Origin of the sequence: Sphingobacterium paucimobilis HER1398, assembly GCF_000416985.1 — a bacterium.
GTDB lineage: Bacteria > Bacteroidota > Bacteroidia > Sphingobacteriales > Sphingobacteriaceae > Sphingobacterium > Sphingobacterium paucimobilis.
The window spans coordinates 204,742-221,169 of sequence record NZ_ATDL01000021.1 but is presented as its reverse complement, the minus strand read 5'-3'; the positions used below and the strand labels follow the sequence as shown (position 1 = coordinate 221,169).

Annotated in this window: 8 protein-coding genes; all 8 read right to left on the bottom strand. The window is 41.3% G+C overall.

Annotated elements, in window-relative coordinates:
- Window positions 1-52: 52 nt before the first annotated feature.
- On the bottom strand, window positions 53-3,721 hold the full coding sequence (locus M472_RS41485; protein ID WP_144062659.1) for an FG-GAP repeat protein: 3,669 nt from the start codon (window positions 3,719-3,721) through the stop codon (window positions 53-55).
- Window positions 3,722-3,737: 16 nt separating this feature from the next.
- Window positions 3,738-5,051 carry an acetylxylan esterase gene (locus M472_RS41480; RefSeq protein WP_021069450.1) on the bottom strand — a complete coding sequence of 438 codons (1,314 nt, stop codon included), beginning with the start codon at window positions 5,049-5,051 and terminating at the stop codon, window positions 3,738-3,740.
- Window positions 5,052-5,260: 209 nt separating this feature from the next.
- Window positions 5,261-6,178 carry a hypothetical protein gene (locus M472_RS41475; RefSeq protein ID WP_021069449.1) on the bottom strand — a complete coding sequence of 306 codons (918 nt, stop codon included), beginning with the start codon at window positions 6,176-6,178 and terminating at the stop codon, window positions 5,261-5,263.
- Between the two features lie 60 nt (window positions 6,179-6,238).
- Window positions 6,239-8,251, bottom strand: coding sequence for an NHL repeat-containing protein (locus tag M472_RS41470; RefSeq protein ID WP_021069448.1), 2,013 nt, complete (start codon window positions 8,249-8,251; stop codon window positions 6,239-6,241).
- A 14-nt stretch (window positions 8,252-8,265) separates the two neighbouring features.
- On the bottom strand, window positions 8,266-10,272 hold the full coding sequence (locus tag M472_RS41465; RefSeq protein ID WP_021069447.1) for a DUF5074 domain-containing protein: 2,007 nt from the start codon (window positions 10,270-10,272) through the stop codon (window positions 8,266-8,268).
- 25 nt (window positions 10,273-10,297) lie between these two features.
- A complete protein-coding gene (locus M472_RS41460; RefSeq protein ID WP_021069446.1) occupies window positions 10,298-11,239 on the bottom strand; it encodes a DUF5017 domain-containing protein in 942 nt (313 codons plus the stop codon).
- A 12-nt stretch (window positions 11,240-11,251) separates the two neighbouring features.
- Window positions 11,252-13,162, bottom strand: coding sequence for a RagB/SusD family nutrient uptake outer membrane protein (locus tag M472_RS41455; RefSeq protein ID WP_021069445.1), 1,911 nt, complete (start codon window positions 13,160-13,162; stop codon window positions 11,252-11,254).
- Between the two features lie 11 nt (window positions 13,163-13,173).
- Window positions 13,174-16,413: a SusC/RagA family TonB-linked outer membrane protein gene (locus tag M472_RS41450; protein WP_031301474.1), complete on the bottom strand. Its 3,240-nt coding sequence runs from the start codon at window positions 16,411-16,413 to the stop codon at window positions 13,174-13,176.
- Window positions 16,414-16,428 lie beyond the last annotated feature (15 nt).

Here is a 16,428-nt window from a genome sequence, read left to right as displayed (position 1 = left end):
ACTTAGGTTAAATGGTTAATATCGTCTGTGCCATTCCGCACATCTTTAATTCTTATCGTTTAAAATCGGTCAAGTAATAAATATCCTTTCCATTAAAGAAAGCTGCCATATCCGAATCAACAGTAATTTTTGTGGCATAAATAGAAGTCGGATCGTGTGCATAACTGGATTTTCCCAACACTTGTCCATCAGCATTCAAGGTGTATACCCAACCATCTATACAACTCGCTAATAATATACCATTACTGACCTTCAGGTCAGTTAATTGCCCAGGCAGTTTAACATACTTCAAGACCTTGCCACTGCCGTCCAAGTAGACTACATCCCCCATCTCCGTAGCAGTTGCCAGCTTCGTAGCGCCAGCTTCCAGATCCACGATAGCTATAGGCCGCCCCCCAACATTCGCCCGCCAGGTCTTAAACTTATTACCCTTAGGTACATTGACATAGAGCCACCCATCGCCCCTGCCAAATACAGCCTCTTTCATACCATCGCCGTCCAGATCTTTGACGACTACGGAATAATTCCACGGTGAAGCGGAGAACCGCTCCGAAGGCACTCCCTTGTGATTGGTCAACTGATGATAATAGTATTCCGCTCCTGCCGCAATATCGTCAAGACCATCTCCATCCATATCGCCTGCTGCTCCTACTGTCGCTCCGTGCGTAATAGGTGCCCTAAAGATTTGTTTGCCGGTTTGATGTGCAAAAGCGTAATAATGCCAGCCTTGTGATCCCGCAATGATAGCAGGTACACCAGTCTTATCAAGCTGAGCCGTAAACATCGTCGTGATAGTACCATATCGGTTGTGCCAAGAATTTATACTGTTTGTCCAGGCTATTGCTCCTTCTTCATCAATTAGATGCAAGGAAGCTTTACCAGCAGATCGGCTTTCAGGGAAAACAGCGACTGCCCATCGCGTTCCGGCTTCTGTGCGAATCGGTGTGATAGCCGTAATCTGCTTGGGGAAGGTATGTTCAGCAATGGTATTGCCCGACTCATCCAATACCATAAACGTACCGTCTGCTGTACCTATACCAACAAGTTTACCCTGTTGTGCCATTGCTGACACATGACTTTTCAATGTTTTAATTTTCTTTGCCTTTACTTCTGGGACGTCTACCGCTGCTACCTTCGCTAGGGAGGCCGAGCTACCTTTCTCAAAAGTGCTCTTTAATAACCCCAAATATTCCTCACCCAAACCTTCATTGTAGTCCAGTACAAAATCTTTTGGCGTATCGGAGGTCCATGTATAGCTGCCCATACGAATAGTTTTTGCACCTGCGGCTATTATACCTGCAGGCCCCATAAAGCATCGATCGGCATCGATCTCTATATTTCCTGATTTGTATTGTCCCATTACCGCTACATGATATTCTTTTCGAGCTGCTGCTGCAAATACATTTTTATCTATTTGCTGTACTTGAGGTGCTTGTGGGTTTTTACCTGCTTCTGCCATCATAAAATTGACATAGTAGAGTTTATCTCCCTTTTGATACTGTCCCTGTCTACGCTGTACGACCTGTCGGGTATTGACATCGAAGTTTTTCTTGTAGCCCGAGATATTCCCGTCCTTTCTACCATGTCCTGAATCAAAGAAACTCTTGGTAAACACATTCGCTCCACTTCCTTCAACAACAAAGAAGTTATACGGTATTCCATCGCTAGAAGGACGTTGCGTGAACTGTACTCCCTGATCTTTTGTACGCATATTACCAACGCTCCTCCAATAAATCTCTATACCGTAGTCTCCTGGTAAAAGAACATCCACTTCATCAATAACCCATAATCCCTTTTTAGCGAGATAATTGATATTACGCGTCCAATTGACGCCATTATATTCTTCCAATAATAATGACATCAACGACTGTGATTTATCTTTACTCTGCAATGCAGCTGTTACTTGTGAAGCCGCAGATTTATTCCTCACTTTAAAATTTCTGCTGAAATCAAAGTTTTTACCATCCCTATTCACCACCATCGAATTATGGTCATCTGGAAATTTCTTGATATAATCCCCCTCCCACAACCATAGTCTATCACCGACAATGTATTGACTGATACCATTGGCATCAAAGTGGCCATGGTTACGACCATCACCATTGATTCCCGTTACCGTAAGGAAGTCTGCTTTATCATCCCAACCACTTCTGAAGATAGCTTTGTCCAACAGTGGTGTCTTAAAATAATTCTTTATCTTATACTGTTCCTTCTTAAACTCGTTGAGCACAAAATAATGCATCCCATGTGTCTCTGGACTTGGTGGCGGAAGATTGATTTTGGTCTCGATTCCCTTTCCTGTTTTATTCCGTTCGATAAGTTCCAATAAATATTTGGCTTCGTTATCATCAAAAAGTTCAATAGCTTGCAAAAGGAATGGATGCGAACTGTAGTGCCCGATGGCAAAAGCATCTCCATAACCAGCCATATAGCCTAAATGGTTGTATTGAGCCTTCGCAAATTGTAAGTAACCTTGAAATAAAGGAGCTCTAAAAAAATCCATCTTATAACGTCCGCTCATCAATGCATAATCGACAAAGATTCGATAGACCAAATATTGGTAGCCAGCAGCATCCTCAGGCGAATAGGGATTAAGTGCTACTCCATCAAACCCATTGTCCGCAACTTCCTTCCAATAGCGTACTGGTTCGTAATTGTATCTCGACAACAAATATCTTGAGATAGAAAATACGGTCCGGGACGCAAAGCAAGAGTGGTTGGTAATATACCCTTGAAATCCATCTTGATAAAACTCCATGGGTTCTTTCATCTCCCAATAATCCATGGCCTCCTCGCCAATCCGGCGCATGAATTCAATAGCTTTCAATCTGTCAGCATCCGAAAAAGCTTTCGTATTCTCCATGTGATACATATAGGCCGGGAATACATGAAACTCAAAAGTAGGCGGAGTTTTCTGAGGTCCTACAAATTCATCGTAACGGTCCAAAATATAATTCATCATTTTGGAAAAAGTCTCCGCATAGCGCTCATCACCAGTCATTTTATATTTATATACGGCCTTTTCTAAATTATTTTGGATTGCTAGGTTATTTCTCCGAGAATCATCCTTTGCATAATGGTCTTCGAGTTCTTTTAGAAAATCTTTGCTATCTTTTTCTACGTTCTCACCAGCCCAGCCTTTACAAGCAATAAAATGCTTAATCTTATCTGGATTGGATGTTTTTTCAAGTAGTATCTGAATCGCTTGTTTGAAGTCTGCTTCGTCTATACCATTGATATATAAAACATCTTTTTGCCAAGAAAGTGCATTGGGAATAGTCCGCAATTCATAGCCTCGTTCATTCTTACCAAGTAATGTATTTGCCTCCAATTCACGAAGCGGCATATTATAATTAGGCTTTCCGAAAAGAATAAGGTGACGGTTACCCAGTCGAGCTTCTTCCCAATCAACAAGAGGTACATCGACTTTCCAGGCCTTGGAGAGTGCAGTACGCAACAATTCTCCCCAATGATTATTTTCAGCTTTATCAGCTTTTACAATCACCACATTACTAGCCTTCCCTTTGGTGGCTAGCGAGATAAATTCCGATGGGTGATAGGCTTTCATCGTTCCCGAAATAGGAGCTGTAGGGGTACGCTTTAGATTATAAGTGACTTTATCATATAAAAACTCGTCCAATTGTTGCGCATGGACAACCATACCGCTACTGCAGATTCCTATCAATAAAAACAAATAGACTGTCAATTTCATTTCTTTCATCCTAATCCCTATTTTATTATTTTTTCATTGTCTTTTTTAACCACTTCTTTCTCAAGCCCGTCTGTTCATTACTGTACCAATGCCCTGTCTCCTTGGCTATAAAAAGCTCTTTAGGAGCCGTTATGGAATTGTAAACCGCAAACATAGTCGTGGGAGGGGTGGTCTCGTCATTAAAACCCCAACTGTATAGTCCAGGAACTTTAATGTTTTTGGCAAAGTTTACGGCATCATAGTACTGCAAACTCTTCGTCGCTCTTTCTCTGTTACTATCATTAACATGACTCTTAAACAAGTGCGGCCAGCCACCTGCTCTATTGTGCAAATAACCTGGAAGGTCTGCTAATGCAGGTGCATAGGCCGATATATATTTAATTCTGCTGTCAAGAGCTGTCGTAACCAAAGACAATGCTCCGCCTTGACTACCTCCTACAGCAGCAATATTTTCTCCGTCAAACTGTGGCAACGTGTATATAAAATCTATAGCTCTAACACAGCCTAAATAGACACGTTTGAAATAATAGGTATCACGATTGTTCATACCATCAACCCGATACCGTTTGAATGTAGTATTAGCGAGCTTTTTATATTCTGCTGCATCCATATTTAGTGGAATTCCATGAATTCCAATCTGTAAGGTGATGAAACCACTTTGCGCCGTGTTCAGATCACCTTGTATTTTGTGTATACCTGCCCCTGGCGGGTTGAATATCGCTGGATATTTTCCTTCTGCTTTGGGGACACAAAGGATTCCATAAATCCTACTTCCTTCTTTATAGTTTTGGAAAGAAACTTCATATACGTTGACATCTTCTGTAGATCGCTCTGGCAATAGTGTCATCGTTGTTTCCAGGGGCAACTTTCTATTCTGTTCTATAGCATTGTTCCAAAATTGCATAAAGTCCACTGGCATTTCTACTGTCGGTTGTATACTGTAAGGATCGAATCCCGCTGTAATAACCTCTCTGTACTTGGTTCCCTCATACTCAGTGCTAACAGCAAACCGAAGAAATCCCGGCTGATCCATTGTACCCATATCTACGGCAAAAGTACCATCGGTCAATGACGTACTATCTTTTAGTAATGGAGACAACATTTCAGGCCCCGCCTCGTAATTGATTTTTATATTTCGAAGTACGTTACCGTTGTATTTTACTACTCCAGTCACTTTAACTGGCTCGCCTACTTTGTAAACCCAATCGGAATGGTCCAAGGAAAGTCCAAAAGTTAAAGCTTGTGGTTTCCGTTGTGAGTAAACAACAAGAGATAATAAGCAAAGTGCTAATAACAGTCCTACCTTTCCAATAGGTTTAAGTATAAGCCTAGATTTCATATGTATATAATTATCTTCGATGAGCTCGCAAGCTCGGTTTGTCTTTTATCTGTCATATGGTATATCCAAACTATATTCATTCGTGTTTGTGCAGCAGCTGCTACATGGATATTTCATATGTATTCAATTAATGATGATCAAACAGTTAGAGATAGTCTTCATCCGTGACGGATGAAGACTATCTATTCTATTTTGACTTTTCGAACAAATTAGCGTGCAGCATATTTAATTTTCACGTCACGAACCTCGATCGTTGAAGCATTTTTACTGCCAACACTGCCAGATACAGCATCACGAGACATAATCAGGAAAGAGTCCAACGGCTGATTACGTCTTACCGCATTCGCCTGGAAATCCGCACCTATTTTCTTGCCATCGATCCATAAATGATAACTTCTTTTAGGAACTTTATATGTTGTACCGTTAAGCGTATAGCTCTGCTCTCCCATGGTATTATTAGCGTAGATCTCTACTTCGTGCTTCTTACCTCTTGTAAATAGGTTAGTGTTACTATTTGCCCAAGTAATATCATCTTCCAACTCCGCTTGTTCACGTGTTTGGAATCTATATTTTTCTGCTGCTTTTTCACCAAAACCTTCACTAGACTGTAGTCTAAACGAAGCAAAAACCGCAGCATTAGGCGATGATCCTGTCTTATTGATTGGAAGCGTTGTCTTGCCATCTTTAAAGAACAAGGCTTCTTTACCTAACACGATATACCAATCTGATTTTTTGGCCTGGTGGTTTGGAGTAATAGTAAACGAAATTGCTGCCACCGGTGTTGCTTCTTTGATACCAAACAGAGAGAACTTGGCAGGAGATCCGTCTTCATTTGCCGCCCTAACCTTTACTGAAGCATTAGACCCCGATTGGTGAATAAAGGAGGGACTTCCCTTCGTCGATGTCACTATAGCTGATCCAGAGGATGGACTTGGTAAAAATGCTTCCGTAGCACCTGTCGAAACTAACGATAAGTTATCTCCACCAACAGAATCCTGACCTGCTGTCTTTTTCGTCATATCATAGCTCCATACCGTATTAGAACCAGTCCACTCGCCCCGCTGTGCATAAGAGTTAAGAGATACAGCACATAGAGCTGCTAAAAATAATGTTGCTTTGATTTTCATAATTACACGATTTATTATTGTCATTTTAAATATCTACTAATTCATATTGGGAACCCCTACCTACTTTACATCTATCCTCCAAAGATCCCCTTCTCGATAAAAATACATTTCGTTATCCGGTCCGGCCAAGAGACCTTTTATCGACTGATTAAGTTTTTCGACCGCCATTGTTTTTGGATTTAATCTAAAGAGTTGATGAGCAATAGAACCATAATACATGCCATCAGCGCCACAGAAAACTAAGTAATCCGGTCGCCAGACATGACTAGATCGGCCATCCGAAAGAATCTGAACACGAGATACAACGGAAAAACTGACTGGATCGACTTTAAAAAGATAACCATTCGCAAGTCCCCATATATACCCATCGTTACCATGAATCAGACAGGTAATTGATTTTGCACCTTTAACTGGTACCACTTCATGTATTTTCTTTTTCTGAACAATATCCCACACAAAAAGAACCGCTTCAGCAGCAAGAGGCTGCCCCCCTAGTCCACCCCATATAGAAGACCCTCCAAATACCTTTTTATTATCATACAGAAGAGTGATGATCGATTGGTCCTTGACGACATCCTTATAATAGGACATTTTATTACTATTCGACACATCGAATTCTACAAGCACCCCTCCATTCATACCATAGCCCGGTACTGTCCCGAAGAAAACCTTACCCATATCTGGAATACTTAAGGCTCCAAATGGTCTATCTTGCTCTGGGACCACACCAATCTGCTTAGGATTTTTACCCATGTGCCAAGGCTGTTTACTGTCGTAGCTATAAAACTTAGCTTTGGTATAGGTACCAAAATATATTTTATCACCATAGCTTGCTGCACTCTCAGTCTGATTCAACCCTTCGTATACCACCTTATTTCCTGTTTTAGGATCGTAAGACGCATTGGCTCCATTCAAGTAACCACCTGTCCAAATACTTTCAGCAGGTCCTTCGTGAAGTATACCGAGCAACTTTGGTTGTCCGACAATAGCCAATTCTTGTTTGTTCACCTCTTTCTTTTCTGTATCATAAATAATCACCTGTCCTTTGGCAGTCAACATAAACAAACGATTGCCGTAAGCTTTCGACACAATGACATTTGCAGACACATCCGTCACAAAAACAGGATCAAGGGACGAAGCATTGATGTTATCATAACGTAATAATCTGTTCGCTCCCTGGGTAAAATAAACTTCATCGCTTAATGGTGATTTGATGGCACCTTTGATATAAGGACCTTTAACCTGATGCTCAAAACGACCAGAAGCGATATTAAAAATCAATATATTATTGGAATTCTGTAGGGTAATAAAAATCCTGTCTCCTCCAGATACTCCCTCCACCAAGGCCATCGTATATACAAACTGTTCTCCACGGAATTCCTCTGGTAAAATATCTCGTTTAGCTCCTGTCGATAGATCAAGCTCTATTAAAGAAGCCCTTGCTCCGACTCCCGCGTATATTTTATTTGTTTTTTGGTGATAGACCATCGATCTGACGTAACTCTCTCCCTTCACTAAGGTTCCTTTACCCACATCCGTAAACCCATCTTTAGGATGATATCTAAAAACCTGGCAATTGGGGTAGGTTCCTCCATATATTTCACCATCTACTCCAGCTCTCAAATCATACATCACAGTCTGCTTTGGCAAGCATTGTCCAATACGCCTAACACTGTCGCTGCCTGGCGTATGGGCATACAGTATACCGCCCTGACCGCTAATGTACAGTGTACCATCCGTAGAGAAGGTAAGTGAAGGTGACCCATTATTCGAAGGCATAGCGATATCGGCAATCAGATTATTACTCTCCAACTCGTATCCCAATAAATGGGCTGGTTGGCCACGGACGACCGTATACAGGTACTTCTTTCCTTTTGTATCTTCATAAAAAGCTGATCCTTCAATCGTTTTGTCTAACAGTTGGGCACCAAGATTGGTATAGGTTATCTTCCTTCCGTCCGCTAAGGTCTGCTCTTGAAATTTGGGATAGGCAGCTTGCTGGGCAAATGCTATAAACCCTGTCAAAAACAGAAACCATATTATCCCTAATCTTATTTCAATTTTATTTTTCATTATGCCTTTCTATGCTATCTAACTTCCATCTTCCACAAATCGGAAGCACGGATAAAATAAAAATCACCGTCAGCCCCCAATGTTAAGTGCCCTCCAACCAGATTCAGTCTTTCCACCGCTGTAGTCTCTGGATTGAACCGAAACAAGTTACTTCCTACAGCTCCGTAGTACATATTATCTCTTGGTGATAAAATTAATTGATCAGGTCGCCAAACATGTGAGGCTCTATTATCACTCCAGATCTTCACTGTAGAGACGACTTCATAGCTTTTTGGGTCAATCTTAAAAAGATTTCCTTGCGCTATACCCCAGATATAACCATCATTACCTTTCAACAGACAGGAGATAAATCGCGCACCACTTACCGGCACTACCTCATGTAACTTGACTCCTTTCTCAATATCCCACACAAATAGCTTGGCCTCTGTGGCCACAGGATCGCTCCCCAATCCTCCCCAAATCGATGTACCACCGAAAAGAGTTCCTTCGTGCTCTAATAAAGATATGATGGACTGATCAGGAACAGGTTTATGGTTGGTCACCCGGTCATTATTTTTGACATCGATTTCAACTAATACTCCACCGTTGGCCCCATAGTTTGGTACAGTTCCGAAAAACACACGACCTTTCGTAGACACTTCCGTCCCAGCAAATGGTCGGTCTTGACCAGAAACAGTCGTAACTAATTTGGGGTTCTGGTTCATTTTCCAAGGCAACCGGCTATTGTACTTGTAGATACGTGCTTTGGTATAGGTACCAAAATACATATTATCTAGATACATTGCCGCACTTTCCGTCTGTGGCAATCCTATAAATGGGGTGGTTTTCTTTGTCTTAGTACTATATGCAGCATTATCTCCATATTGATAGCCAGACGTCCATATCGTATGACCAGGGCCGATATGCACATCGTTCAATTGCCGAGGCTGCCCCGGTATCTCCAGATTAGAAGGATTAGCAGTACTTCGGTCGATATCGTATCGCAACAACTGTCCGGTATTGGAGAACATGTGCAACACCTTACCAAAAAATACAGAAGAGCGTCCACTGCCCGATACCGGAGTTACCACGCGCTGGTCATAATTACCAGCAGCAAGGTTATCAAAAGCATATACGTTTGCTCCTTTGGTAAAGTAAACAATATCGGACGAAGGGGCCTTTACTATACTGGGTACCCATATCGCAGGCCCTTCAAATTCAAACTTGCCTGTACTGATATTATAGGCCAATGTAACATTACTATTCTGCAGTGTCATAAACAGCCTGTCCTCTCCTGCAACACCTTCAACAAGACTCATTTGGTACAAAAACTCTTGATCTTCAAAGTTGGCAGGAAGAATATTATTCTTGGTCCCCGTACCGAGGTCGAACTCAATGAGCTGAGCTCCAGTCCCCATTCCTGCAAAGATTTTATGGGAAGCTTCATGATATACCATAGATCGTACATAGTTCTTTCCTGTTGCCATGGCTCCCAAATCCTTAAAGCCTGTCTGAGGGTGATATTCAAATATCTTTCCATCGGGGTAAGTTCCTCCATAGATAATACCATTTTTCCCTTTATTCAGATCGTAAAGGGAGGTCTGCTTGTTCAGTGCAACTCCAAGATCGTCTATAGTACTGCTCCCCACTGTATGCGCATATAATCGTCCGCCACCAGTAAAGTACAGAATGCCATCCGTAGAAAACACCATGGAATTGGATGTGTTGCCTAGCGGTAACGCAATATCCGTTATCAACTTATCACCTGCACTCAAGTCATAACCGATCAAATGCGCTGGCTCTCCCGCCACAACGGCATAAAGATATTTATTGCCTTGATTGTTTTCGTAAAAGGCAGCGGTACTAATATCCGTATTGAATATCTGCGGTCCTAGATTACTAAATCTCAGTTGTGTTCCATCCGCCAACACTTTTGTTTCGCTCTCTACTACAGACTCCTCGACCAAAATAGATTCGATATCCCTCGAGCACCCAACAAGGACGAGCAGTACTATACCTATGTAAAAGTAAATCTTCTTCATCTGCTTATATGTGTTTTTATCCGACTTAATCAGGATTTTCTACTTTTATCTTTAACTGTCTAACCACCTGTTTATTTTCATTGATATTGGCATTGATACCAATAAAAGTCACAAGGTACTCCCCTGGCTCTTTAAAATTGTAGATATGACTTTTCATTTTAGGATCCTGGTTCCCTTTCAACGCAACCGGACGATCTGGCCCATTGTCTAATATATCTAAATCGAACGCTTTGGTCACAGTCCAAGTATCCGTTTCCGGGTCTGGATCAGAACTTCCCTTTTCTCTGGAATACCCCGCTAAAGTTATCGTTGTATTGGTCAGAGATGTGGCTGTTTTGAAATCTGCATTTTTTTCAATTATTCTGAAATCCGATGACACAGGATCACCGATTAGATGGCTTCCCCAATTGGATTGCCCTACCATTTGAAAACTTTGGATCAGCAACCTTCTTACAACTCCTGCTATTTCCTGCGCTTTATTTTTATACCGAAATGCTACATACAAAGGTTTCCCCTTTTCATAGAGTTTGGATATTTCGTAATCACCCGAAGGCAAATAGGCCGTTCCGCCCAATGTAAATTCGGAAGTGATATCGGTCCAAGAAGCATTCGTAATATTTTCATAGGTATAAGTATCATTAAAATCGGTGGAAACCAATACCTGGAAGTCTGGTACCTGTGCATTTTGTAGTTCAGGTCGCATACTTGTAAAATTCAATACGGTCTTATCCAAATTGACCACACGTTCGTCTTTATAGGCGTATTCACTATATAATTCGCCTGAATAAAACGCAATCATATCGGGATCGCCACTGAAATTAAAGACAACGTCTTCATCGACCTTGTAAACATCCTTCTCCGTCGTAACGTCAAAACTGTCCAATCCTGGCGAAAGCTCTATCTTTTTATCGCAGGAAATAATCAAGAAGCACAACAGACTCCCATATAGAATTAACTTTGCATTCATAACTTTATTTTTTTACCATCCTGGATTCTGTACCAATTCATTGTTGAGATTCAACTCCCGTGCTGGGATAGGCCATAGCTTATGCTTGTCTCTGGCATTTGCAAAATAGCTATAGAAATATCGATCCGTCATCCCACTTGTGTTTAAGAAATTCTTTACCTGCCGCATTTCAAATTCGAAGATCCCCCATCGTGTAAGATCCCACTTCCGTATCGTCTCAAAAGCCAGCTCGCGCATACGTTCGTCTTGTATTGTTTTTCTAAAGTCATCAAGTTCTGAAGCTTGTAATTCTACATCTGAAGCTGCATAAAAACGAGCATTTGCACGGGCACTCCCTTGTCTAGGGGTGATAACGAGCATATTACCACTATTATCTGCTGTATAGCCTTTCCCCATTTTAAATCCTGTAACCGGATCTCTTCCCAAGTCAAAACCGGCCAACTGACCTTTATTTACTCCTGTTGTATGTATACGTGCGGTAATAACAGCACCTGATCCTGTACCTGCTGGCATAGCGATTTTCGGTGGTGTCGTATAACCCGATCCTGGATTATTAATTCCAAAATTGCGTATCCCACCCACGTTGTACGAGCGTAAACGTACCTTCCGAATAGCATCTACAGCTTCTGCACTAGGTACTCCATTAGACAGCTCATTGCCTTGGTAAACGGTTTCATAGTCTGCCTCTGCGTACATCAGCAGGACGTCGGCATAACGCAGTAAAGGAAAATTTTGTGGCGTACGGGTTCGGTGCTTAGGCAGCAACGTTTCGTATTCTCTTCTAAATTTTCCCACATGTCTATAATTCCGATAAACTGCCGTAAAAGATGTAGAATAAGAAGTAGAGAAATCATGCTTACTGCCATCATAGGTAAAACTGGCAATAGTCCAATCTCTTCTAAGATCACCTGTAGAACTAGACTGAGATCCTCTTATACTCTGAGTAGTATACAGGTCATACAGCTTGGAAGTGACCCGCACCCCTCCAAAGCATTGTCCAATCACATCCGAAGTAGATATTGGTCCTGACATGTAACCAACCTGTCCTGTTTCGGAATAAGCATCAGAGCCATTGCCCATGAACTCCACCTCCCAAATACTCTCTTTTGGATCATAGATATCTTGTGCATAATTGATAAAGATCTGTTTGAAATCTGGGTTTAACTCATGCCTGAACTCAGGGTCATTCATGACTTTCAAAGCCCACGCTTTCGCTTCTGCGTACTTTGTCAAATCCCGAACTGGATATCCCGCCATATGCAGGCAGACACGTGCCAATATACCACGTACTGCGGACTTGCTAACACGGCCACCGTGTCCTATTTTTTGGATGCCGTCTACTAATCCCTCTGCTTCTGTCATATCTCGGATTATCTGCTCATACACCTCCTTGGCTGTTGCTCTAGGTTTGTCTATGTCTTCGACATCTTTGATAGGTTCTAGAGACAGAGGTACTCCTCCGTAGGTTTTTACTAACATAAAGTAATAGTAAGCTCTTAAAAAAAGAGCTTCTCCTCTTAGCTTGTCTCGAAATGCCTGTTCGATTTCCTTATTATGATCTACGTTGGCTAGAAAAATATTTGCCCGGCCTATGCCCGTATATAATTCTTTCCAAAAGTTGTACACACTGGAATGTCCCGAAGTAAAGTTGTTAGCGTGTGGACCAATGGCCACACCATCTCGGGAATAATAGCCTTCATCTGCTTCAAACCCCAACATATAATGCATCTGTCCGCCGTATAACATAGAAGCTTTCAACGTATTATATACCCCCCTTATACTCCCTTCCAAATGTTCTTCTGTATCATAATAATCCGTCACCGAAGGATAAAAATCCTTGGGTTGTTTGTCTAATATTTTATCGCAAGCACTAAAGCTCGAAATTGCGGCCAAGCCTATCAGATAATAAACTATTTTTCTCATAATATAGCTATTTACAAGGTTGCATTTAAACCAAAAGTCACCGTTCTTGGTTGTGGATAAGGTGAATAATCAAATCCTGGAGTAAGCACAGAATGGCGGGTCGACACTTCGGGATCCATCCCCGAATAGTTACTGAATGTCAACAAATTCTGTATAGCCATCCGTAAACTCAACTTATTAATATAAGCTTTCTTCGAAAACTGAGCAGGGATAGTATAGCTCAGGGATACCGTTTTCAGGCGTAAAAAAGAGCCATCTTCCAACGTTCTGTTCGACAGATATCCTGGAGGACCTCCTCCTGATGGTTTATATAACGTATTAGACCTATTTTCAGGAGTCCATCTATCATTGTATGATGCGTACTGATTGACATTGAAAAGCCCAGAATAGTTACCGTCGAATATCATCCTGTTTGCATTGAAAACATCATTGCCGTAAGACCATTGCAGAAAAACATGCAAATAAAATCCCTTATATGAAAAGTTATTGGCAAATCCACCTGCATGGATAGGCTGCCCACGCCCAATAATGGACATATCCTTATCGTCAATTCTACCATCACCATTTAAATCCTTAAATCGTATATATCCCGGTTGAATACTTGAGCGACTACCTTCGCCATACTCTGGCAGATCCGACTTTAATGTATACTTACCAGTAGACGAAATATTAAAGTCTTCAACTTGATAGATACCATCAAATATATATCCATAGAACATACCTGCAGGATAACCAACCCTAGACACGTACAATGCCGACGTGTTTCCACCTACAACCATATTACTGAACATACTATGTTGATTGCGAGTCAGTTTTATTATTTTATTGTTGTTGAATCCAATATTAAAACTAGATCTCCAGGAGAACTTGCCATTATTGATATTTGTCGTATTTAATGTAACCTCAAATCCGTTATTTTGGAGGGACCCAATGTTTTTAAACACCCGCTCAAACCCAGACGATATCGGCATATCTGCATTTAGCAAGAGATCCTTTGTTGTCTTTTGGTAATAATCCAAGGTTAGGCTCACTCGTTTGTTCAAAAAGCTTAAATCATACCCAATATTCAATTGCTCTGTAGTCTCCCATCTTAACTCATCATTCCCCATTTTGGAGACGTAGACACCTCCAGGAGGGAGCTTATTACCAAATGAATATGTATTTGACAAAGCCGTATTCACCGTTCCATAAGTGTCATAGTTACCTATTCTATTATTACCAGTAGCTCCATAACTCACCCTTAATTTAGCCTCGGAAATAAGCTCGCTGTATTTTAAAAATTCTTCTCTCTTCATATTCCATGCTGCGGCAAATGAAGGAAAATAACTGAACCGATTGCCTTTAGCAAATTTGGAAGAACCATCTGCCCGATACGTCATCGTTAGCAAATAGCGAGATTTGAAGTCGTAGTTCAAGCGGCCAAAACCCGATACCATGCCAAACTCTCCCGCACTGGCAGAGGACGTGTACGGAATCCCAAGCTCTAAACCTTGCATAATCAAAGTTTCGTCGGTAATTCCCATCGTACCAAACCCCTTATTTATACTGCTCCCTTCTTGAACAGAGAAGCCACCCATCACTTCTAGATTATGCGCCTTAGCAAATGTTCTTTTATAAGTCAATGTATTTTCGTTAGACCAAACATTGCTTTGTGAATACCCCATAATACCATGCACACCACGTGCTAGGAATCTATTTCTTGGACTGCCATGTGGAGTCTCCGAGTTATAAAACGTCTGATTTTCTGATCGTACACTGTTTAGGGAAAATACGGACTTCCACTTCAATTTATTATTGATATCGTACTCTAGATTGACATTTGGTGTAAAGTAGTAATTCAATCTGTGCGTATAATCATTCTTTGCGGTGATGATTGGATTTAAACGAAGATCGGACTCATTTTCGTACTCGTCATCAAACCCGGCATCAATCAGGTCATAATTAATCCTTCCGGTGACCGGACGGTATGCCCAAGTTCTATAGAGCGCAAAAGCAGTATAATTGGAAGCTCCTCCAGCATTCACAATCTGCCCCGTACGTTCGTTTTCACTATAGTTGACATTAAGTCCTATTCTGAATTTTTTATTAAACTCATGATCAAGTGTCAACCGTGCCTGATACCTGTTGGAGCCTGTATTGATAATAATACCTTGTTGATCAAAAATAGATCCCGAGAAGGAATACCTCGTCGTCTTAGTACCTCCACGGAGAGATAATGTATGGTTCTGATTTAGTGACTTTCTAAAAAGTAGGTTCTGCCAATCGATACCTTTTAAATTTCTATAATCTTCCAAGGTTCTTCCATTAGGATCATAGTTTTCATTGGAGGGATCCAGGTCTGCAGTTGTATATATATCTTTCGCTCGGCTAGGCGATATCTCCATCTGTAGGTTTACAAATTCCCAAGGTGTCATCATTTTCATCGTCTTGGCCACTTGCTGAAAGCCCAAAGAAGAATTCAGTGATATTATTGGTTTTCCTACCTTTCCCTTTTTTGTCTGTATAATAATAACGCCATTCGCACCCCTAGCCCCGTAAATAGCCGTAGCCGAAGCATCTTTTAATATTGTCAATGATTCGATTTCTTCGGGGTTAACAGCAGCATTATCAGGGTCTTCGATTGGAAATCCATCAATAACATATAATGGTGCATTACTTTGAGTCAGAGAGTTAGCCCCACGAATAACAATATTCATTCCTGCTCCTGGCTGTCCATCACTGGAAGATACCTGAACACCTGCAACTCTTCCAGCTAAGGCCTCGTCAAAGGATCCGACTGGTGCTTCCATAAGGTCTTTCATATCAACCTGACTTACTGATCCCGTCAGATCATCTTTCTTCACGGTACCATACCCAATGACAACGACATCTTCCAATGCTCGTTCCGCTAATACCATTGTCACGTTCTTTACTCCCGAGACAGATACTTTATGTTCCTGTGGAGCTGAACCAATATGACTGAATACCAATATGGAATTTACAGGAATTCCCTGGAGCTTATAGTTTCCTTTAGCGTCAGTTGCTGTTTTTTTATTTTGTCCTTTTACTTGTATGCTGACCCCCTCTAGAGGCCCTCCTTTATCATCCACTACCTTACCAGTGACAACCACAGTTTGTTGATAGACATACATGTCATGAGCAGAAAGATTCGTCGTCGTTGGCACCAAACAACATAATGCCATCAAGACCTTCCAAAAAACAGGTTCTAACCAACTTATATTATGAGTCTGCAAAACACTTTTCATTTTCATACTTTTTCGGTTATA